This window comes from Candidatus Cloacimonadaceae bacterium, from assembly GCA_030693415.1.
In the GTDB taxonomy this organism is placed as follows: domain Bacteria; phylum Cloacimonadota; class Cloacimonadia; order Cloacimonadales; family Cloacimonadaceae; genus JAUYAR01.
Map to the genome: position 1 here is coordinate 21110 of JAUYAR010000179.1, position 21937 is coordinate 43046.

At 40.9% G+C, this 21937-nt stretch carries 20 protein-coding genes; all 20 read left to right on the plus strand.

The genetic code is table 11. From position 1 onward, the window contains the following. Positions 1–478: 478 nt before the first annotated feature. Positions 479–1549, plus strand: coding sequence for a hypothetical protein (locus tag Q8M98_11630; GenBank protein ID MDP3115401.1), 1071 nt, complete (start codon positions 479–481; stop codon positions 1547–1549). Positions 1550–1577: 28 nt separating this feature from the next. Next, on the plus strand, positions 1578–2843 hold the full coding sequence (locus Q8M98_11635) for a glycosyltransferase family 4 protein (GenBank protein ID MDP3115402.1): 1266 nt from the start codon (positions 1578–1580) through the stop codon (positions 2841–2843). 96 nt (positions 2844–2939) lie between these two features. Continuing rightward, entirely contained in the window at positions 2940–4256 is a 1317-nt protein-coding gene (locus Q8M98_11640) for a hypothetical protein (GenBank protein MDP3115403.1), read from the plus strand. A gap of 47 nt (positions 4257–4303) precedes the next feature. Continuing rightward, positions 4304–5266 (plus strand): GDP-L-fucose synthase, encoded by a 963-nt coding sequence (locus Q8M98_11645; protein MDP3115404.1) that lies wholly within the window; start codon positions 4304–4306, stop codon positions 5264–5266. Beyond that, complete coding sequence (gene gmd, locus Q8M98_11650) at positions 5256–6308, plus strand: GDP-mannose 4,6-dehydratase (protein ID MDP3115405.1); 1053 nt, start codon at positions 5256–5258, stop codon at positions 6306–6308. The genes Q8M98_11645 and gmd overlap by 11 nt, the downstream gene beginning before the upstream one ends. A 356-nt stretch (positions 6309–6664) precedes the next feature. Further along, entirely contained in the window at positions 6665–6889 is a 225-nt protein-coding gene (locus Q8M98_11655) for a DapH/DapD/GlmU-related protein (protein MDP3115406.1), read from the plus strand. Between the two features lie 410 nt (positions 6890–7299). Then, positions 7300–8076, plus strand: coding sequence for a glycosyltransferase (locus Q8M98_11660; GenBank protein ID MDP3115407.1), 777 nt, complete (start codon positions 7300–7302; stop codon positions 8074–8076). 56 nt (positions 8077–8132) lie between these two features. Next, positions 8133–9242 (plus strand): CapA family protein, encoded by a 1110-nt coding sequence (locus tag Q8M98_11665; GenBank protein ID MDP3115408.1) that lies wholly within the window; start codon positions 8133–8135, stop codon positions 9240–9242. A gap of 125 nt (positions 9243–9367) precedes the next feature. Next, positions 9368–11092 (plus strand): hypothetical protein, encoded by a 1725-nt coding sequence (locus tag Q8M98_11670; GenBank protein ID MDP3115409.1) that lies wholly within the window; start codon positions 9368–9370, stop codon positions 11090–11092. Further along, a complete protein-coding gene (locus Q8M98_11675) occupies positions 11064–12128 on the plus strand; it encodes a hypothetical protein (protein MDP3115410.1) in 1065 nt (354 codons plus the stop codon). The genes Q8M98_11670 and Q8M98_11675 overlap by 29 nt, the downstream gene beginning before the upstream one ends. Positions 12129–12152: 24 nt before the next feature. Then, positions 12153–13076, plus strand: coding sequence for a glycosyltransferase (locus Q8M98_11680; protein ID MDP3115411.1), 924 nt, complete (start codon positions 12153–12155; stop codon positions 13074–13076). 176 nt (positions 13077–13252) lie between these two features. Further along, on the plus strand, positions 13253–13903 hold the full coding sequence (locus tag Q8M98_11685) for an AAC(3) family N-acetyltransferase (GenBank protein MDP3115412.1): 651 nt from the start codon (positions 13253–13255) through the stop codon (positions 13901–13903). 173 nt (positions 13904–14076) lie between these two features. Further along, positions 14077–14787 (plus strand): hypothetical protein, encoded by a 711-nt coding sequence (locus Q8M98_11690; protein MDP3115413.1) that lies wholly within the window; start codon positions 14077–14079, stop codon positions 14785–14787. Continuing rightward, a complete protein-coding gene (locus Q8M98_11695; protein MDP3115414.1) occupies positions 14784–15803 on the plus strand; it encodes a hypothetical protein in 1020 nt (339 codons plus the stop codon). Before Q8M98_11690 ends, Q8M98_11695 begins: the two co-directional genes overlap by 4 nt. Further along, positions 15800–16885, plus strand: a complete 1086-nt coding sequence (locus Q8M98_11700; protein ID MDP3115415.1) for a DUF354 domain-containing protein — start codon at positions 15800–15802, stop codon at positions 16883–16885. The genes Q8M98_11695 and Q8M98_11700 overlap by 4 nt, the downstream gene beginning before the upstream one ends. A 27-nt stretch (positions 16886–16912) precedes the next feature. Beyond that, positions 16913–17974 (plus strand): UDP-N-acetylglucosamine 2-epimerase (non-hydrolyzing), encoded by a 1062-nt coding sequence (wecB, locus tag Q8M98_11705; GenBank protein MDP3115416.1) that lies wholly within the window; start codon positions 16913–16915, stop codon positions 17972–17974. Continuing rightward, entirely contained in the window at positions 17975–18619 is a 645-nt protein-coding gene (locus Q8M98_11710; protein ID MDP3115417.1) for a PIG-L deacetylase family protein, read from the plus strand. Between the two features lie 30 nt (positions 18620–18649). Beyond that, positions 18650–19483, plus strand: a complete 834-nt coding sequence (locus tag Q8M98_11715; GenBank protein MDP3115418.1) for a hypothetical protein — start codon at positions 18650–18652, stop codon at positions 19481–19483. A 415-nt stretch (positions 19484–19898) separates the two neighbouring features. Further along, positions 19899–20564 (plus strand): hypothetical protein, encoded by a 666-nt coding sequence (locus tag Q8M98_11720; GenBank protein MDP3115419.1) that lies wholly within the window; start codon positions 19899–19901, stop codon positions 20562–20564. Positions 20565–20829: 265 nt separating this feature from the next. Continuing rightward, positions 20830–21759: an SDR family oxidoreductase gene (locus Q8M98_11725; GenBank protein MDP3115420.1), complete on the plus strand. Its 930-nt coding sequence runs from the start codon at positions 20830–20832 to the stop codon at positions 21757–21759. Positions 21760–21937 lie beyond the last annotated feature (178 nt).

Consider the following 21937-nt stretch of genomic DNA (forward strand, 5'->3'; position numbering starts at 1 on the left):
CAGAATTTATATGTCTAACCGATTGATAATCAACAACAGCATAATCCTCTATATCCGGATGCTTGTATCTACATTCATCGGAATTTTTATGTCCCGATATGTTCTGAGAGCTCTTGGCGTATCGGACTATGGACTGTATAATGTAGTCGGCGGGATTGTTACCTTAATGGCATTTATAAATACGGTAATGGTATCAACGACTTACAGGTACATTGCACATGAAACCGGCAAACCGGATGGCAACGTAAACAAGATATTCAACGTAAGTCTTACGATACACATTGTAATATCATTAGTAGTTGTTCTGGTGGCATATAGCATTGGCTTGTTTTACATTGTGAACTATCTGAATGTTCCTGAGGGGAAGCTTTCTGATGCAGTCTTTGTATATTGTTTTTCCTTGTTAAATATAGTATGTGTAATCTTGGGAACGCCTTTCCAGGGATTACTGATATCTAAGGAGAAGTTTTCGATAACGGTGCCGATCGAACTTTCCACAAAGTTCATCAACCTTGGCTTGGTAATACTCCTGAATTTTTTGCCTGGCGACAAACTGCGGATTTATGCAATATTCGTCACTATGGTGCATCTTTTAAATCCTGTTTTGTATGTACTATACTGTTTCCGTAAATACTATCAGGAAGTTAAGTGGAAATTTCAGAAAGAGTTTGGTGTTTATCGGGGCATGATTCGTTTTTCTGGCTGGATAATGTTTGGAGCTGCGGCTTCAGCCGGAGAGCATCAAGGCTCAGCGTTGATCATCAATCGGTTTTTTGGCACAACTATGAATGCAAGTTTCGGAGTCGCCAACCAGGTGGGATCAATGGCCAGGATGTTTACTCATGGTTTAAGCCATGCCGTGGTTCCCCAGATTACCAAGAGCCACAGTGCGGGAGATCATCCCAGATCAGAACAGCTTGTGATGTTGGCATCTAAATACTCTTTTTTTTTACTACTTATTCCTGCGCTTCCGATTCTACTGGAGACAAACTATATTCTGGGAGTATGGCTGACAATTGTGCCTCCCTATACTAGTATTTTTATACAAATGATGTTGATCAAGGAATTGATTCAGTCATCTAAAGCGGGGTTACCAGCCTTGATCCAAGCTTCCGGAAACATCAAGTGGTTTCAGATTATTACAAGTGCTACATCCCTGATGGTATTACCGATTTCCTTTATCGCGTTTATGCTAAATAAACCACCCTACTTTATTTCACTTATATTTACTATTACTTCGTTTGTGACATTTGTCACCACCCTGATTTTGATGAGAGTGATCCTGGATTACGATGTTCCCTTGTATCTAAAACGGTGTTTTTCAAGAATGCTGGTGGTCACGCTGTGCATGCTGCCTCTCTTAGCGATAAACAAACTGCTTGTTAGTGGAGCTTCCAGATTTTTTATTACTTTGGTTGCCTCGGAAATCTGGTTGGTTTTCATGGTGTACTTAATTGGCATGGAAAGGGATGAACGCACTGGAATGCGCAAATACCTTCTTTCAATCTCACAGACAATCAAAATCCGGATCGGTGTTGGCAACAGATGAACAACATCAACGCCTTAAGGGGAGGAGTATGAAGATTCTTTGGATCACTAATGTCATGTTTCCTGATGTCTGCCGATATATGGGAATTTCTCAGCCTATCTCCGGCGGTTGGCTATTTGCTCGAGCAAAGCAACTGGCTCAAATCAATGATATTACACTTTCCGTAGCCACGGTCTATAAAGGGAGACATCTTATTGAATTGGAGATTGAAAATATCCATTACTACTTGTTACCGGTACGAAGAATGGATACTTATCAGAAAAGTCTGGAACAATTTTGGGGCGATATTTGCAGGAGTTTTCAGCCGGATATCGTGCATATCAATGGAACCGAATATCCATTTGGACTGGCTTGCATGAGAGCTTACAGGGACACCAAGTACGTAGTTTCTATCCAGGGACTGGTGTCTGTGATCGCCAGATACTATTTTGGCGGTATAAGCGTCCGGGAGATCCTTATGACTACTAATCCGGTTGAGCTACTATCAGGGAGATCGATGTTTTCTGGAAAGCGGAATATGGGCAAGCGAGGAAAATACGAAACAGAGTGTATCCTGCGAGCGGATCTAATCAGTGGAAGGACAACCTGGGATCTGGCTCACGTTCGGTCGATAAGTCCACAAGTTCAATATCATTACTGCAGCCGGACTCTTAGGGATATTTTTTACGAGTCCCCCAAGTGGAGTATCGAAAAGAAGAAACGCTATTCGATCTTTCTCAGTAAAGGCACTTCACCCTTCAAGGGTCTGCATATTGCTATCAAAGCTGCGGCAATTCTCAAAGCGGAGTATCCTGAGATCATTATCCGTATTGCGGGAAAGGATATGTTGAAACGTAGCAGTTGGAAAGATAAACTGAAGTTTAATGGCTATCAAAGATACATACTGAAGCTTGTGAAAGAATTGAAGCTGTTTAACAATATACAATTTACTGGGCCTTTGAGTGAACAGCAGGTAGCCATGGAACTGTTAGACTCGCATATATTTGTTTGTCCCTCATCGATTGAAAACAGCTCGAACTCCATTGCTGAGGCTCAGATTCTCGGCGTTCCCACCGTTGCTTCCGATGTAGGGGGTAACATGGATATGGTGGAACATGGCATCAGCGGTTTCATTTATCGCTTTGAGGAAGTTGAATTGTTGGCTCATTACATCAAGCTAATATTCGATAATGACAATATTGCAATCATGCTATCTGCTCATGCTATAAAGGCTGCCGAAATGAGACATGACCGCCAAAACAACCTGATCGCGGATAATGAAATGTATAAAATGATTAATAATGGGGACGCTTGATGCTACGTGTGAAACCTGATTATAGGTTGTGTTTTATGGACAAGAGATCATTGCTATTTTGGGATTTGGTAAACTGCTGGACTTTACGGGCTTAGTATGAGACTGCGAGATATCGAGATTATCATTGTTTGTGTTTTTCTCTTGCTAACCATAGCAGAATTCATCCAGGTTGCCGTCCAGTTTAGGTTGTTTGGTCCGAATTTATTGCACTATCGGATCTGGCAGTACTTAGTTGTGATTGTTATTTTGTTAAACAACCCGAAGGCGTTTACCACCAAATCCATGCGAATTATGTATCTATACATGGCAATCTATTTTCTTTTGGCAGCGGTAGGGCATTACGTATCAGAAAGATATGAAATCGTTGGTACCAGCACCCTCAGTGTGCTGCCCATATCGCTTGGTGTAGTTATCCTGATGAAGGAGCACTATTTTCGCCCAGAGAAACTTCAAGATTTGCGTCTTGTAATTAGGTTTGCATGGTTGGCATACATACTTGCGTGTATTACAAGCTTGGTAGTAATATTTCTATATCCTGCCTCAGTTCGAGGAACTGAGGCAGGATTCTTCAGGGAAGAAGCGAGATCATACCGGGGTTTTGGATTGGGAGGTTATGGATTCTTTTCATCCTTACCATTCTTAATCCCAATTCTATTTTACCAGTTTAAACACAGTCTTCAGGAGAATTGGCGTAAGTCCGTGTATTTGGCGGCTTTGATCGGCTTGTTTTTGTTCACGGTGTATAAGGGTGTCATAGTAGCTCCCTTTCTGCTCGCAGTATTCGCACTGATATTTTCTCAGTTGGGGAGAAGAAGATTTAAAGCCAATATAATTGTTTTTATCATCTTGGTGATTGTGTACGTTTTACTACCTAACCAGATAATCGGAGGTGCGTTTTTAAGCGTAGCCGATGTCGTTCCAAATCGAGACATGAGCAACAAATTTAGGGACATTGGCACATCTTACATTTCTGGCTTGGATATAGTGGAGGCAGAGGAAGGCTCTACCAACACGGTAGAACATAGAGCCTCAAGGATCATGATTAATATTGAGCAGTTTTGGAAGAATCCCTTGATCGGTGCGGGAACTGCTGGCAATCCACATCTTTACTGGCTGAACCTTCTCGCCCAGTTTGGATTGATCGGAGCTTTTCCGCTATTTTGGTTAATCTGGGTTCAATTTGGTTATCTAAGACGATTTAGCGACGATTTCAAGTTCTATTATATCCTGAGTTTTGTTTCGTATGTTGCTTTGCTCTTTATCAAGGCATCGGGCGGATATCACTTCTATCTGGCCATCTTCTTCATTGTCCCCGGGTCATACTATTTAAATAATAGTTTTTACCCTAATAGTCCCGTCGAAACCGACGGATACACGCACGAAAGCCCCAAAAGTGCCCGCAATATTGCGTAAAACATGCACATTAATCTTTCTTATAAATAAGAACTATTTGGAGTACTATGGTCAGCCTTGATACTGTGCAACGGAAGAAAATATATCTGGCGGGTCATTCTGGTATGGTAGGTAGGGCTACCTTGACTGAATTGACAGTAAACGGATACACAAATATACTTACCACGCCTCCAGATTTTGATCTCAGGCGACAGGATCTGGTAAACAGATATTTTGAAATCCATAGACCAGAATCAGTAATAGTAGCAGCCGCAAGGGTTGGGGGTATTTTGGCGAACAGCAGGTACCCTTATGACTTTATTATCGATAATCTGTTGATCGAAGCAAATCTGATAAATGCTGCAGTGAAGTTTAATGTACCGGATCTGATATTTTTGGGAAGTTCCTGTATTTATCCCCAAAAAGCTTCTCAGCCCATTAAAGAGGAATCTTTGTTGACGGGTTCGCTGGAGCCGACAAATGAGTGGTATGCCATTGCCAAGATTGGAGGGATAAAGCTCTGCCAGGCTGCGAACCGGCAATTCGGCTTGAATTATCTCTCTCTCATGCCAACCAATTTGTACGGAGAAGGAGACAATTTCGATCTCCAGACAAGCCATGTGCTGCCTGCAATGCTCAGGAAGTTCCATGATGCAAAACCAGATGGCTCAGTTCAGCTTTGGGGGACAGGGTCTCCAATGAGGGAATTTATGCATGTACGAGATTTGGCGAAAGCCATCAGATTTGTGCTTGAGCACGAATGTCCAGAAGATATCTATAATGTGGGTACCGGGGAGGACATATCCATCAGAGATCTGGCAAAAATGATCCAAATGACAGTTGGTCATGAGGGTCCAATAGTGTGGGACAGTGGTAAACCAGACGGCACTCCGCGTAAACTACTCGATGTGAGCAGGCTTCATTCAATGGGCTGGAAGCATACGATAGAGCTGGAAGATGGCATTGCCGCAACCTATAAATGGATGATTAACAACACAAAGACATTACGGGAAGTGAAACATGGAAGCTAAGGTCGCATTGATCACCGGCATCACCGGGCAGGATGGCTCGTACTTGGCAGAACTATTGCTGGATAAGGGATACATCGTCCACGGAATCATCAGAAGAGCCAGTTCCTTCAATACTCAACGCATAGATCATCTATTTAGTAACCCACAAATTTACAACCAAAGAATGTTTTTGCACTATGGTGATCTGACTGATTCAAGTAATATTAACCGTCTTATTGAAAAAATCAAACCGGTAGAAATCTACAACCTTGGTGCGCAAAGCCATGTTCAGGTATCATTTGAAGTTCCGGAATATACTGCGGAGGTTGATGCAATCGGAACTTTGCGGTTTCTTGACGCAATCAAAGAAAGCGGTATCAAATGCCGATTTTACCAAGCTTCAACTTCCGAGCTGTTTGGCAAGGTGCAGGAGATTCCACAGCGGGAATCCACACCATTTTATCCCAGGAGTCCTTATGCAGTGGCAAAACTTTATGCATACTGGGCAGTTGTAAATTATCGGGAAGCTTATGATCTATATGCGTGCAATGGAATACTCTTCAATCATGAAAGCGAACGCCGTGGTGAAACATTTGTCACAAGAAAGATCAGCGTGGGTGTGGCAAAAATCATGCTGGGGAAGCAAAATTATTTAACCCTCGGAAATATTGATGCCAAACGTGATTGGGGATATGCACCCGAGTATGTTGAAGGTATGTGGCGAATGCTGCAACAAGAAATAGCTAGCGATTATATTCTTGCCACAGGTGAGACTCACACGGTTAGAGAGTTTATAGTGGAGGCATTCAGATATTTTGGAGAGGAGCTTGTCTGGGATGGAACAGGCGTTGATGAACGGGGATTTTTAACCTCCAACGGTAAGCAGGTGGTGCATATCGATCCAAGATATTTCAGACCAACGGAAGTCGAAATCCTGATTGGAGACAGCAGTAAAGCCCAAGCAGAATTGGGATGGAAATCACAAACTACATTCAAGGAGTTGGTCAATTTGATGGTCTTGTCTGATTACGAGAGGTTGAAACCAGTCCCAGGTCGCCAATGATAAATCGACTGTCAACAATTCATCAGCAATTACGCCTCTATTTCCAACGGTTGCTATCCAACGCTTATATGTTTGGGTATAGCTATCTGATTGGTTTACGAATTACTAAATGCAACTTTTATGGTCTTCCGTGCTTTAGGTTTGCGGCAGGTTCATCAGTTCAATTCGGTATGGGATGCACATTTCGTTCAAGTCATCTATCCAATATGATTGGGATTAATCATCAATGCATTTTCAGCACATTCAGTAATAATGCTATCCTGAGCATAGGCAAGAACTGTGGTTTCAGCGGAACCGTGATAGGTGTCTTTAGCAGAGTAACCTTAGGTGACAACGTGAGATGCGGAGCAAATACTGTGATCACCGATGGCGACTGGCATTCAAAAGATTCCCGGGTAGGGAATCCGTTGCCGATCTACATCGAAGACAATGTATGGATAGGCCTCAATGTCCTGGTCATGAAAGGCGTCACAATCGGGCAAAACTCGATCATTGGTGCAGGAAGCGTAGTGACCAAGGATATTCCGGCAAATGTGATTGCTGCAGGCAATCCTTGCAAAGTGATAAAAGAAATCAAATGACAATGAATACAGGATGTGTAAACAGGATAGTTTTCTTATCCGGTTCGGGCTTTCCCGATAACAAGTCAGCCTATGTTAACAAGCTTACATTAATGTCAAAAGCCTTACTTGAATCGGGATACCACACGGTAATATTGTCCAAATCGGCTTCAAAAAATCAGTCGGTAAAACGACACGGATTTCATGAAGGGATCGAGTATTTATATCTATCGGGAAACAAGAGTAAGATAGGGCGGGTTACACAGTTTTTATCGTATTTACGAGCACATTACAGAGAGTTGGTCTATCTTATCCGCCTAAGTAAGCGCTCGGTGAAGTGCGCATTAATCATGTCATACACTCCTGCCCTAATGGTTATTTATTATTGGATTGTCGCAAGAATTCTGAAACATAAGCTCATAATCAGTATCATGGAGTATCACCTCAGCACTGCTTCAGGGTTTACCAAAAAGGTAAATGCGTATTTCTTTGACCATTTATCTTATGGATTTTGCGATGGTGTAATTCCTATCAGCCATTATCTTGAAGATGTTGTTAGAAAAAGATTCACTCACAAACCCACATTGATCCTTCCGGTTCTTGCCGATTATCATATTTCAGTGGATACCGCTGACTCTCTTACGTTAATCTCGGAATTAGGAGCGCAAAAGTACTTCCTGTATTGCGCGGGGATTGGTTATAGAGATACTTGTGAGTTTGTGACTCGTTCCTTTATCGAGCTTGGCAACCCTGATGTAAAGCTTGTAATGGTCTTGTCCGGTCATCCGCGTAGCATTGCAGAGTTCCGGAATCAATATGAGAAATATGGCAACATAGTGGTGCTAAGCGATCTTACGTATAGTCAGCTTTATTCATGCTATCAAAATGCACTGGCGCTTTTAGTTCCTTTGCGTGAGCAGCGGAAAGACGAAGCCCGCTTCCCACAAAAGATTGCCGAGTATTTATCGAGCGCGAGACCGATTATCACGAACGGTTTTGGGGAGATTAATTTCCATTTCAGGGACAAAGATAATGCTTTTGTTGTAGACAACTATAATGAAAGTATGTTTTGCGAGGCAATGAATTTTGTTCTCAATAACCCCAAAATTGCCGAAGGTATAGGTCTTAGGGGAAGAGAATACGGTCTTAGTCATTTCCATTATCAGGTTCACTCTACCAGACTCATGTCCTTTATCGAATCATTATGAAATTAATCACATGCAGTCTCTACTTTAAAGTGCTCTTTCATAAGGCATGAAACACATTGATATCTGATCCTCCATCCGTAAAGCTCATGTTTTTAGGCGATATAAGCCTCAATGATGACTACAATAATCTATATGTTAGCGGTGAGAAACCTTTTCTGGCAGTTGGTCACATGCTCAGGGAAGCGGATTTGGTTGTCGGCAATCTGGAGTGTTTTTCAACGGGAAACCAAGGTGAAAATGTTCTCAAAGAATACAACCTGAAGGCAAATCCAGAAACCTTAAACTATCTATGTGATCTCAAATTGGGATTGGTTGGGTTAGCAAATAATCACGCGTACGACAATTTGGATAGTGGATTTCAGAGGACGATTGAGTTTCTGCGGGACAACAAAATCGCCTATATCGGAGCAGCACTTGATGGGCGTGAGCATATTCCCTACATCTTTGAAGCTAAAGGTATCAAAATTGCCATTTTCAATTACGTAGCAATGGACACAAACCCAAGAATTCCTGCTGATGCAAAGGTGAAACTCAATTGGTTCAATACGGATAAAGTAACCAAGGATATAGCCCTCTTACGCGCTTCGGTTGATCATATTGTGATTTTCCCTCACTGGGGAGGTTTGATGGAAGGATCAATGTATCCGGATCGGGAGTTATTACAAACCGCCAAAATGCTGATTGTTGCTGGGGCGGATTTGATAGTCGGGCATCATTCACATACCATCCAGCCGTACGAAATCTATAGAGGGAAATACATATTTTATAGTCTTGGCAATTTCTGCTTTTCGGATATCGTAAAAAAAAATGTCAGATCCCAATCTGATTACGGCAGAACACGCCATTCGGTAATCCTTGACATAGTCTTTTCCAAGATTGGATATACGGTGTGTCCGAAACCTATAACCAATAACAATTGTTATATTGTTTGCGATTCACCCTCGGGTATCTTCAACATTCCAAATCTGTCTAAATTCAGAATCTTGTATGATAGCCGAATTGTCTGGGGCATCTATTATTTTTACGAGAAGAATATCTATAAAATCATCAGATACTTTTTTTCCAATCAGCGTAATCCTCTGAGGCAGTTGTTTTCCATCAAGCCGTATTTGATGAAGAAAACCATGACAAATCTGCTGCGCACGATTTTCAAAACTGGCCGATAACGCCGTATCAGAAAATGATTTGAAGTGCGCTGAAACTATGTTTACTCACAGAATTTCGTTTAATTTTAAGATCAAATTATGGAGCACACTTTATGCGTAAGACTTGGCATCTATCGAACATATCAATGAACAATTCGATTGGCGGTCAATATAATACGGAAATTCCGGTGTGGGAAAAGTTGTGCGATAATGGCTTTACTGTGTACATTGATGGCTATATCATGCCTCGATGCGCCTATTATCAGGATTTGAAACACCTGAATCAAGTGGAATTGGCGGAGTATCTATATAAAAAGCACGGCAGAGATTTCGTAAAATTTATCAAAGGTGTTTTTTGTGTAGTTATATTACACAAAGACAAGTTTCTGGTATTTACAGACAGGCATAGTATCAACAATTTTTTTGTTTATCAAAAAGCAAACTCATTTATCGTAAGCAACTCCATGGATTTGATATCAGCCAGAGTTGAGCTTGAGGTGGACAAGGAAAATGCCGCTACCTTTACCTTATTGTCTCATTTTATCAATGGGGCAACGATGTTTGAAAATGTAAAATCGTCAACTCCTGGGATGTACATTGAATATGATGGGACTCTGCTAACAGCATCCAACTATTGGCAGGTATCTGACCTCCTAAAAAAAGACAGAGAGATATCCCTACACCCCTACAATAATTATGCAGATCAGTGGAATGATCTTATCGGCAATTATCTGGAATACTTAAAGCCCTCTGGTGTTTCCATTACTATAACCGCTGGCAACGACAGCCGGATGGTACTTGCCTCTTTGTTGGCTCACGGCACTAAAGTTCATGGCTTCACTTACGGGAATCCAGAATCTTATGAAGCGGTAATCTCCAAAAAGGTTGCTGAAGCCGGAGGATTTGCACACTCACAGTATTTTGCGGAGCATCCCGATGCAAGCTGGATGGAGAAAACTGCCGCCAACTTGGTTGAATTAGGGAACTCAATGGTTAGTATTCAACGTGCCCACAGATATGATGCTTATGATGCAGAGCATAAGTATTATCCGGATAATAACATGATATTTACCGGTTTGATGGGCGGAGAATATATAAAAAAACCCGGGATAAACTCACCGGCACTTCATCCTTTAATTCACGAAATAGGCAAGTATAAAAGCAAATCAGAACTTTTTCACTTCATCACAAAAAAATTAGTAGCATTGAGTATTCGCACGGATGTGGTTGATGTCAAGAAAGTGTGTGATCAGCTGCTTGATTTTATGAATCTTGCCAAAGGATATTCTGATAGTGAGCGTTCGTTCATTTTTTTATACCTGTACTACGGGTGTGCGCATCATTCACAGGATTCCCGCATCTTGTCGCACTTCTACGATTATCCCGTCAGTCCTTTCATGGATATCGATTTCCTCCAGATGCTTGCAGGATACAAACAGTGGTATGTCAACAGCACTCAGAGTGCTTACAATCGCTTATTTCACTCCGAGTTTCTTGTTGCCATTACACATATATTAGCACCGCAGTTATCCCAAGTTCCTTACGGGAAAAGAGGTAAATATACGGCGGCAGATATGATGTCAAAAAGGATTAAATACGTGATCGATAGGATTAGATATATTTTTATCAACGACAGAAAAAAATACCCTCGGAGTTTTGTAATTGGAAAATGGATGTATGACTTTTGCAAAAAAAGGCTGGCTTGTTTTGACACAGGACCCGGAGATATATTTGTAAGGGATATGCTATCTGAAAAACTCGAATTGCTCAGGGGAATTACGATTGAGGCAGATTGGCAATCAATCACTAACCCTGTCAACCTTCTTATGAACGAGGAACGTTTTGAGAAAAAAAAAAGTAGCCATTCTTAAAAACGAAGATGCTTTCGATCACCTTGGATGGGTAGCTGCTTGCATGCTACACCCAGACGACTTAGAGTTTGAGATCATCGAGATTACACGCTATGATTGGTTGGATCAGATCAAAAGATTCAATCCGGACTTATGCCTCCTAAAGCCTTCAGGAAGAACCGAACTATATCGAACTCTGTACCAAGAAAGAACTGATATTCTTGTAAACGAACTTGAATTGATGACCATTCCCTCGTATCAAGAACTCCGCATCTATGAAAATAAAAAGTTCTTTGCTTATTGGGCGGCTGTGAACAATCTGCCTCATCCGCAAACCTGGGTGTTTTACTGCCGGCATGAGGCACTACGAGCTGTGAAGAGCATGGGATTTCCGATTGTAGGCAAAAAGAGCATCGGTGCCTCTGGAAATGGAGTCCGCATTATATATGACATAAGAGGATTGGAAAAATATATCTCAGCAGCATTTTCATCGGGAATAGGGTCTCGAACTGGTCCAAAATTTAACAAGGGGAAACTTTTCAGCAGATTTTGGGATAAACTGATACACCCCAAACAACTCAGAAATCGATTGAATGCTTATAAGATGATTGCTTCTGACAAACAGAAGGGATTTGTAATTTTACAAGAATATATTTTGCACGAGTTTGAATGGAGAGCGGTTCGAATCGGAGATTCTTATTTTGCGCATAAGAAACTGAAAACTGGGGAAAAAGCATCTGGCACATTACTCAAGAGCTACGAAAATCCACCTTTGGATCTACTTGATTATGTCCGGCAAATAACTGAGCGTTTTGGATTTTTCTCGGTTGCTATTGATCTGTTTGAGACCAGTGGGAGCGAATATTTGATCAATGAGATACAGTGTATCTTTGGACAATCAGATTCATATCAAATGATGGTAGATGGCATCATCGGAAGGTATATCTGGCGCGAAGGTTCGTGGGTTTTTGAGGCAGGTGATTTTGCCGTTAATGGCTGCTATAATTTGAGATTGGATTGGGTGTTATCTAAGAGAGATGAACCCCGATTGCCTTAGCCTATTAACACACGGTAGGACTAATTGAGAGTTTTGTTTGTTGTTACCGGAAACAAGGGTAGATTGAGTTATGTTTTCGAAAATCAGCTAAGAACTTTGGCGCCTCACCTATCTGAATACAAGATACATTTGATACAAGGCAAGGGGGTCATTGGTTACCTTAGAAATGTTAAGCCTCTCAATATAACTATTAGGAACTTCAAGCCTGACTTGATCCATGCCCATTATTCCCTTTGTGGATTTATCGCAGCGCTATCTTTCTTCAGACCTATTGTAGTTTCCCTGATGGGCAGTGATTGCCGCAACAAACTTTCAATCTATCTAATCCGCTTCTTTAATAACGTCAGATGGTCATATACTATTGTAAAAAGCAACGAGATGGCTAATATCCTATCGCTCCGCAAAAGGACTTGTGTCATCCCCAATGGTGTAGATTTTGATAGATTCCCATTTATAGATAAAGATGTTGCCTGTAAAGAAGTTGGATTCGATCAATCAAAGAAGAACATCATTTTTGTGTCCAATCCGAATCGAGCAGAGAAAAATTTCGCCATTGCTGAGAAGGCAATATTGTTGCTTGAGGGAGAGGATTTCGTACTTCATGCGATATACGAGATACCGCATTCGATGATAAATATATATATGAGAGCAGCGGATGCCATGATCTTGACATCATTCCATGAGGGCTCTCCAAACGTAGTTAAGGAGGCAATGGCATGTGGTTTACCAATAGTGTCAACGGATGTTGGAGACGTTAAGCAAAACACTAAAGGGCTTGATAACTGTTTTATTGTTGGCATGAATATACATGAAATTGCTGCCGGATTGAGAAATGCAGTCAATTCCTCAATATCGAAGGAAGGGAGATTGAATCTGATCAAACTTGGTTTGACAGCAGGCAATGCTCGCGATGCGATTCTGAGGATCTACGGCACACTGAAAAAATAGAGGCACTAATGAGGATAATACGTCGGTATTATAACTACTTGCGTTATGGGATCAGAAACAAGTACTTACGCCCGAATATCAAGTATAAATTGCACGCATATAACAAGGACTATTCGGACAGAATATGCAGTTTTTTCCAAACCTGTAATTTGAACATTGCGGTAGTGTTTTCGGGCTTGAAACAGGTTCGCTACAGTCTTGGTGCTGAGGATCCCTATAGTCATGTAGATACAATTCTTAACAACTCATTTGAAACAGTTATTGTCCCTACCTTCACGCCAGCGGTTCTATATACTGGCGTGTTTGATGTTTCTGCTACGGAGAGTGAGAGCGGAACTTTTTCGCAATTATTCTTAAAGAGTGCCGAGGGGAGGACTCTCAGTCCATTTAAAAGTTTCGCATTGAAAGGATTGATGACGCCAGAATTACTTAGTCTGCATACTTTCAACGATTATATAGCAGGCGGGATGTTCCATTTTTTCAACTCTAATGATGTTGTATCCGTTAATGTGGGAACAATGGACATCAGATTTGGAACAATTCACTATCTTGAAAGTATGTGTAATCTTCCCTACATTCGACATAGAGATGTTAGAATAAGGGTGATTGATTCAAATGGGATATCCAGATCGAGTGAATACTGTCATCTTGATTATAAAATTAGAGTGAAGTTTTCCCGAGATAAAATAGAAAGAGATTTGCACAGAGCAGGCATTATCAAGGTCTTGATAATCAACGACATGATTGTTCGCATAATTCCAGAGATAGACTGTTCTGATTACCTAATCAAGCGCCTGAAAGCAGATCCCTATTATCTTGTGGATTAAAGCAAACAATGTTAAGAGTAGCGTTAACTCATGATGTCGATAGAGTAAGTAAATCCTATCAATACCTCACTAGATCGATTCGTTCCATACGCAAATGTGATTTTGGCTCATTGCTGTTAGAGTTGAAGTCTCTTAAGGAGCATAAGAAACCATATTGGAATTTTGAAGATATTATGGAAACAGAAGAAAAACTAGGAGTGAGATCGACCTTTTTTTTTCTGATTGAAAGCATTCCCTTCAAGTTATGTAGCCCCTCCGAATGGAAATTATCGCTGGGTCGCTATAATATAGACAATAAGAGGCTCGGAGAGGTAATAACGAATCTTAAGGAGCAAGGTTGGGAGATAGGTTTGCATGGATCCTACCGATCATACAACAATGCGGATCTTTTGCGCAAGGAAAAAATGCAACTGGAGCGCGTTGTCGGACATAATGTTATTGGTATTCGTCAGCATTATTTGAATTGGGGAGACGATACTTGGGGATTTCAAAAAGCTGTGGGCTTTAGATACGATTCCACGCTTGGATTTACAAACAAGATCGGATACTACAAAGATTTATCTTCTCCATTTCAACACGTTGACGGGGGAGTAATTGAATTTCCATTGGCGATCATGGATTCCTGCTACATGGAAACTAAAGATAGAATTAATGAATTGAATAGGATAGTCGAACAAACCGATCGTTCAAATGGAGTTCTGGTTTTAAACTGGCATAGCAACAGTTGGAATGATTTTGAATTCCCAGGATACAAGAAAAACTATTTACAGATTATCCAACGGCTGCTTGACAAGAACGCAGTTTTCAAGACATTAGGCGAGTTTTGTCGAGACTACGAAAATATCGATCTACAAAGTAAGGCGGTTAAAAAGCAAAGCCAATGAAAGAGTTCAAGATAATTCAAAGTTCAGAAGTTTCCCGGAATGCGTGGCAGGAGTATGTCGAAAACCACCAATATGGGACAATCTTCCACTTACCATATATGTATGATGTATATAAAGCATCCGCCAATCACGATGCATATGCTTTTTTTGCAGTTGATGCAAACAACAATATAAGAGCTCTGTTGTCTGGCTATCTCCAAACCATAAAGTCTGGATTTTTATCTTCCATAACAACACGCTCTGTTATGTTGCAAGCACCTATATTCAGCTGCACAGAAGCATTGAGAGCGTTGTTGAAACACTATCAAAGCTGTATGAAAGCGAATGCAGTGTTTTCAGAAATTAGGAATCATTACATGGACAAAGATTACACAGATGTTTGCACGCGGGAAGGTTTTCAGTGGGAAGGACATTATAATATCCTTAAGATAATACCAGAAAAAGAAGAACAACTTTGGAAAGATATCAGCCGAAAAAGAAAGGACGGTATTAATAAATCAAAGCGATTCGGTTTTATCTTCGGCTGGGATAATGAAACAGAGATTTCAGGGGCATTTTACAAATTGTTAAAAAATCAATATTCTAAACTGAGACTTCCAATTCCTGAGAGCGATTTTTTTCATAATTGTATCAACTTCGACACGCAATCGTACTGTAAATTTTTTAATCTCTTTGACGGACAAGGAATGAGCATATCCTTGATGACATTTCAGTTCAAAAGCATTCTACATGTTATGTATATTGGTATTGATCAATCACCGGAATTCATAAAGAAGCGTCCGGTGGACTTTTTCTACTATCAACTGCTAAGATGGTGTGTCGAGAATAAAATCAGTGTCTTTGATTGGATGGGAGCAGGGAAACCGGGAGCACACTATGGAGTTAGAGACTTCAAATTGCAATATGGTGGTGCTCTTGTAGATGTTGGCAGATTTCTGTCTATCCACTCAGCTACCAAGTATATATTGGCGAAAACAGGATTCAAAATGTTACAATCGCTAAGGAGACGGCATTGAATATACTCATTGATGTTGGGCATCCTGCCCATGTACATAACTTCCGTAATCTATACCATGACCTGATCAAAAGGCATGAGATTGTGGTAACATGTAAATCAGTTCCTATTATCATTAAGCTTCTCAAGACTTACAATATACCGTACATTGATCTTGGAGAAAAAGGATCGCACATCGCTGATAAGTTTATCCGGCAAATTGGGTTTAACCGCAAGATCCGCGCGATCATTCATGAGCGAAATATAGATGTGGCAATGGGATTATCATTTTCAATAATATATGCCACGAAGCTCACAAAAGCTACATCCTTGCTCTTTGATGATGATGATCAAGAGCCACAGCCTTTGACTGCTAAATTTGCCTCACCCTTTGCGGACTTTATCTTATCTCCTGATGTTTTGTCTTATGAGAAGCTCAAGAACGCACTATATTACCCAGGGTATCATGAAATTGCGTATCTACATCCAAGAGTATACAAGCCCAATTCTGATCTGCTAAGCAAGTATGGTATTCGAGAAAATGAAAAGTACTTTGTACTTAGATTCAGCGCTTTTAAGGCACATCATGATATTCATGCATCCGGGATGAGTGTGGCACAAAAGCACACACTTGTTAATATGTTGTCAGAATACGGGAGGGTTTTTATCACGATGGAATCAGAAATTCAGGCTGAATTTGAACAATATCGCATGCCGATTGAACCTCATGAAATGCACGATTTTCTCCACTATTCTCAATTGTTGGTATGTGATGGGCAAACTATGTGCACGGAAGCTGCCATGCTTGGAGTACCTTCTTTCCGATGCAATTCCTTTGTAGGGAGAGTAGCTGTTCTTGAGGAGGAGGAGAAAAAATACGGGTTGACTTATGCCTTTTTACCTCGACAATTTGATTGGATGCTGTATAAAATCGAAGAACTTATAAAAACGGCTAACTATAAAGAAACTTGGCAGTTGAAAAGACAACGTTTGTTGGAAAATAAAATCGATGTTACTGCTTTCTGGGCTTGGATAATTGATAACTACCCAGATTCATTGGAAGAGATTAAAAAACCGAATTTTGATTTTGGAAGATTTAAGTAATATTAACTGGAAAGAAAGGATACAAATGTGAAAAAAATCGTGACGGTTGTTGGTGCAAGACCTCAGTTTATTAAGGCAGCACCAGTTTCAAGAGTAATTCGTGATTTCTACGATGAAGTTTTGGTTCATACTGGTCAACACTACGATCAGAATATGTCGGAAGTCTTTTTTAGGCAACTGAACATACCCCACCCAGACATCAATCTAAATGTTGGTTCAGCAAGTCACGGCGAACAGACAGCGGGGATAATACTAAAATTGGAAAAAGTGCTTCAGGATGAAAAGCCCTCTTTGGTAGTTGTGTACGGAGATACGAATTCGACCTTGGCGGCATCAGTTATTGCTGCTAAGATGCTGATACCTGTTGCACACATTGAAGCTGGCTTGAGGAATTTTGATATGTCGATACAAGAAGAAATCAATCGGGTCGTAACGGATAAATTATCCACTTATTTATTTGCCCCAACTAAGACAGCTGTAAAGAACCTCACATCGGAAGGGATAGTTTCAAATGTGTTCCACACAGGAGATGTCATGTACGATGCACTATTGTATGGATTGCAGTGTGCTCAATCATGTTCGGATATTTTGATTAGACTGAATCTAGTTAGTAGAGGGTATTGCCTTGCTACTATACATCGTGCAGAGAATACAGATAATTATGACAACTTGAGGAATATTATTGCAGCGCTTGGGCAATTCGACGAAAGAGTCGTTTTTCCTATTCACCCGCGAACTAAAAAGGTCATTGATAGTAATAATCTTGACATTCCCGATAATATCCTCCTAATGCCTGCGGTCGGGTATTTTGAATTCATCCTTCTGGAATCGAATGCCCGGATGATTGTTACAGATTCTGGGGGGGTTCAAAGAGAGGCATACTGTTTAAAAGTTCCTTGTATTACAATTTTTCCAACCACATCCTGGGTTGAAACTGTCGAGGATGGGTGGAATAAACTTGCACAAGCTTCAACGGCTTCAATATTAGACACATATAACTCAACCTATGATCTGTCTCGCCATAACTCTCATTTTGGGAATGGCAACGCCGCGCTGGAAATTGTAAATATCATTAAGGAGTACATTTAAATGTCTTTTGTGAATAAGATGAGGCGGGTATTGATATTGGCTCCTCATACTGATGATGGGGAATTTGGGTGCGGAGCCAGTATAGCAAAACTAACAGAAAATGGTTGCGAGGTGTTTTATGGCGCTTTTTCAATTGCTGAGGAATCAGTCCCTCATTGTTTTCCATCCAATATTCTCGAAACTGAGGTGAGAGAAGCAACGAAAATACTCGGTATTCAGCCAGACAATTTGATCCTCTTTAAGTACAAAGTACGCAACTTTGCAATTGAAAGACAATCAATATTGGATGATTTGGTTTTGCTCAATAAGGATATCTCTCCCGATCTTGTATTTATGCCCTCATTAAACGATTTACACCAAGATCATCAAACAATAGCAGCTGAGGGGTTAAGGGCATTTAAAAAAACAACTATCCTTTGCTATGAACTACCATGGAACAACGTTGTATTTTCTAATAACTGTTTCATATCATTCAATGAAAATCACCTCGCGACTAAAGTCAAAGCCCTCGATTGTTATAAATCGCAAAAACATCGAAATTATGCATCTGAAGAGTTTATTAGAAGTCTTGCAATTACCAGGGGCACTCAGATTGGAACCAATTATGCGGAAGTCTTTGAGGTAATTCGCTGGGTTATCAATTAGTCTGCTTTCACAAAGAATGTGGTGAACAATATGAAGTATGAGATAGCTAAAAAAAACGTCAGAATACTGGCGGATGAAATCAATATAGGGAGTAATGTTCGATTTGGTGAGAATGTAAATGTGGAATTGAGAGGAGTTTTTTCGGTTGGGAACAACTCATCAATTGGGCGCAACACTACGATTTTGGGCAATAATGTAAGATTCGGCTCCCACCTATTCTTAGGACCGGGTGTAAGTATTGGCGGTGGTGGCAGACAACATCCAAATGCAAGCTTAACAGTCGGAGACAGGTGTTCGATCTATGCGAATCTAATCAATGTTTGTGAAGAGGTCTATATCGGTAATGATGTTGGGCTCTCTCCTGAAGTTGCAATCATAACCCACGGTTTTTGGCTTAGTGTTCTTGATGGATATCCGATGAAGTTTTCAGGAGTGAGTATCGGGAATGGCGTTATTATAGGTTATCGATCAGTAATTCTTATGGGGGTTGAAATTGCGGACTATTGCGTTGTTGGATCACAATCTGTTGTCACAAAGAGCTTGGATAAAAAGGGGATATATGCCGGCGCCCCCGCTAAGTTTTTGGCTGAGATTCACCCTTTGCCGCCAGAGAGAAGAATTGAAAAAATGGAAGAGATGCTCATTGAATATGGTAAAATTGCTCAATATCATGGAATTAAGCCAAGAATAAAGATGATTTATCCACTTATTTTCATCAACGAATTTCAGATAAACGTTGAAACACTTGATTATGAGGGTGTCGAAGATAGAGAAACGGATGATTTCCGAGATTATGTGAGAAAATGGGGTATCCGAATCTACACAGATCGGGCATTTGTAAATTGTTATACAGTTGAGATATGAAACAGAATAGGTATAACGAGGTTTCAGAACCTATAAGGGCTTCTGTGTTATTCCATCTCCTATTAGTAAGTTACCCTAATATTGAGAATAGATCGAAAGGATCAACATTGAGTAGCGTGTTTTGTACAGATTGAGTGATATAATTCATTCAAGCGCGTCCTATCTTCTTTTGTGCAAGGATTCACTCTATCAGCGAGAGATATCCAGCGCCATTATTAGAAATCGTAAGGCATTCTTTTCAACCCGATCGGAGCAGCCTAAGGCGCTCTTGCACAATCTTGGTTTCCCAAAATCTATTAAAGTGTAAAGGGCGCACACAGCCATGATGAGAGATTTTACAATACTAACTTATACTGAAGTTATTGAAGCCCTTCTGCAGAGCGGATATGCTTTTCGGACATTGCATGATTATCTAATGAAACCAAGTGGCAAGAGTGTGATATTGAGACATGATGTGGACAGGGCACCACTTAACTCCATGAGATTCGCACAAATCGAACACGATAAGGCGATTCAGTCCACGTATTTTTTCAGAATAGTTAGGCAATCATATAATCCGCAGATTATCAAACAGATAATTATGCTTGGCCATGAAGTCGGTTATCATTATGAGGATCTGGACTTGTGTAATGGCGACTTTGAAAAAGCCTATGACTCCTTTAGGGTAAACTTAGACAAACTTAGAAAACTCTATCCAGTTGTAACAATCTGTATGCATGGCAGCCCTCTATCAAAGTATGATAATCGCTCATTATGGCAAAAGTATGATTACAAATCACTTGGGATCATCGGTGAGCCATATTTTGACATAGACTATTCCAAGCTATTCTATATCACCGATACAGGGAGAAAGTGGAACTATCGCGAGGTAAGTTTTCGAGACAAAGTTGATAGTTCGTTTAAACTTGATATCAATAGCACTAAGCATCTGATTTCTTTGATTCAGAATGGGGAGTTGCCAGATCAATTAATGATTAATACACATCCCCAACGGTGGAATGATGGATGGGCTAAGTGGTTGAGGGAGCTGGTGATGCAGAGAGTGAAGAATCAGGTGAAAAAGACACTCACTCGTAAGTAAGGTAGGTAGAAAGTCCAGATTGATCCTGATATTTAGTAGAGTAGAAGCTGGTAACTGAAATGAGATTAGATTAGATTAGATTAGATGTGGCGCATCATAAACTGGCTTTTACCTATTAACAGTTTTCACATTAGAAACTTAGCCCTTGATTTAATTCAGCACTGTAGCAGGGGGAATATCATTGGACATGCAAATTATTATTATCACTCCGCGCTTTTGTGAGCTATGTATCTGCATAACTCAGCGTGGAGCATAAGGACGATACATGACATTCTTAATCACCGGCGGTGCCGGGTTCATCGGTTCTAATATTGTAAAAGAGCTCCTCATTCGGGGAGAGGAAGTCCGGGTTTTGGACAACTTCGCTACCGGGAAAAGGGAAAATATCCTTTCCCTCAAGAGAAGCCCGAAACTAACTATGATCGAAGGGGATTTGCGGAGCTTTCACATTGTCAGATCAGCCGTCAAGGATGTCGATTACATCCTACACCAGGGTGCCTTGCCTTCGGTGCCGAGATCGATCAATGATCCGATTACTTCCAATGACGTGAATATCCTCGGGACCTTGAATATCCTCGAAGCGGCAAAGGAATTTGGCGTGAAAAGGGTGGTGCTGGCATCATCCTCATCTATTTACGGCAACAGCGAAAACCTACCCAAGATCGAAACCATGCCGATCAATCCGATGTCGCCTTACGCGCTCACAAAATACGCACAGGAGCGTTATTGTCAGATATTTTATCAGCTCTATGGTCTGGAAACCGTTTCGCTGCGCTACTTTAACGTGTTTGGACCCAATCAGGATCCTACTTCTCAATACAGCGCAGTGATCCCCAAATTCATCAAACTGATCATGCAGGACAAAGAACCCATCATCTATGGCGACGGATCTCAATCCCGGGACTTCACCTATGTGGAAAACAACGTCTGGGCAAATATCCAGGCTTGCACTGCAAGAAAAGCGCCCGGAGAAGTGATCAACATCGCCTGTGGGCAAAGATACACTCTGATCGAACTGGTGCAGATGATCAACGATATTCTTGGCAAGAACATCGAACCACGCTTTGAACCAGACCGTGCAGGGGACGTGAAACACTCTCTGGCGGGGATAGACAAGGCGAGGGAACTACTGGGGTATGAGGTGAAAGTGGATTTCCGTGAGGGCTTGGAGCGGACGATAGATTTCTTTAGATAGAACTCTGATGACATGATTAAAGTGATTTACCTGATTTACTAGTAGAGCGTCCCATAATTAACGTTCTATAATTGAACTTCATTCATTTTATACTTCCATCTAAACACGACCGGTGTTTTATTGATTTCATCCAACCCTTGGTAGATGCGTTCGACCAGTTCTTGCTTTGATCCAACTC

What these genes read in the sequence shown, in the direction of transcription:
- Q8M98_11635 (MDP3115402.1), top strand. Translation starts at nt 1,578, where the DNA reads ATGAAGATTCTTTGGATCACTAATGTCATGTTTCCTGATGTCTGCCGA.
- Q8M98_11640 (MDP3115403.1), top strand. Translation starts at nt 2,940, where the DNA reads ATGAGACTGCGAGATATCGAGATTATCATTGTTTGTGTTTTTCTCTTG.
- Q8M98_11645 (MDP3115404.1), top strand. Translation starts at nt 4,304, where the DNA reads ATGGTCAGCCTTGATACTGTGCAACGGAAGAAAATATATCTGGCGGGT.
- gmd (MDP3115405.1), top strand. Translation starts at nt 5,256, where the DNA reads ATGGAAGCTAAGGTCGCATTGATCACCGGCATCACCGGGCAGGATGGC.
- Q8M98_11660 (MDP3115407.1), top strand. Translation starts at nt 7,300, where the DNA reads ATGGAGTATCACCTCAGCACTGCTTCAGGGTTTACCAAAAAGGTAAAT.
- Q8M98_11670 (MDP3115409.1), top strand. Translation starts at nt 9,368, where the DNA reads ATGAACAATTCGATTGGCGGTCAATATAATACGGAAATTCCGGTGTGG.
- Q8M98_11690 (MDP3115413.1), top strand. Translation starts at nt 14,077, where the DNA reads ATGGAAACAGAAGAAAAACTAGGAGTGAGATCGACCTTTTTTTTTCTG.
- Q8M98_11695 (MDP3115414.1), top strand. Translation starts at nt 14,784, where the DNA reads ATGAAAGAGTTCAAGATAATTCAAAGTTCAGAAGTTTCCCGGAATGCG.
- Q8M98_11710 (MDP3115417.1), top strand. Translation starts at nt 17,975, where the DNA reads ATGTCTTTTGTGAATAAGATGAGGCGGGTATTGATATTGGCTCCTCAT.
- Q8M98_11715 (MDP3115418.1), top strand. Translation starts at nt 18,650, where the DNA reads ATGAAGTATGAGATAGCTAAAAAAAACGTCAGAATACTGGCGGATGAA.
- Q8M98_11720 (MDP3115419.1), top strand. Translation starts at nt 19,899, where the DNA reads ATGAAACCAAGTGGCAAGAGTGTGATATTGAGACATGATGTGGACAGG.
- Q8M98_11725 (MDP3115420.1), top strand. Translation starts at nt 20,830, where the DNA reads ATGACATTCTTAATCACCGGCGGTGCCGGGTTCATCGGTTCTAATATT.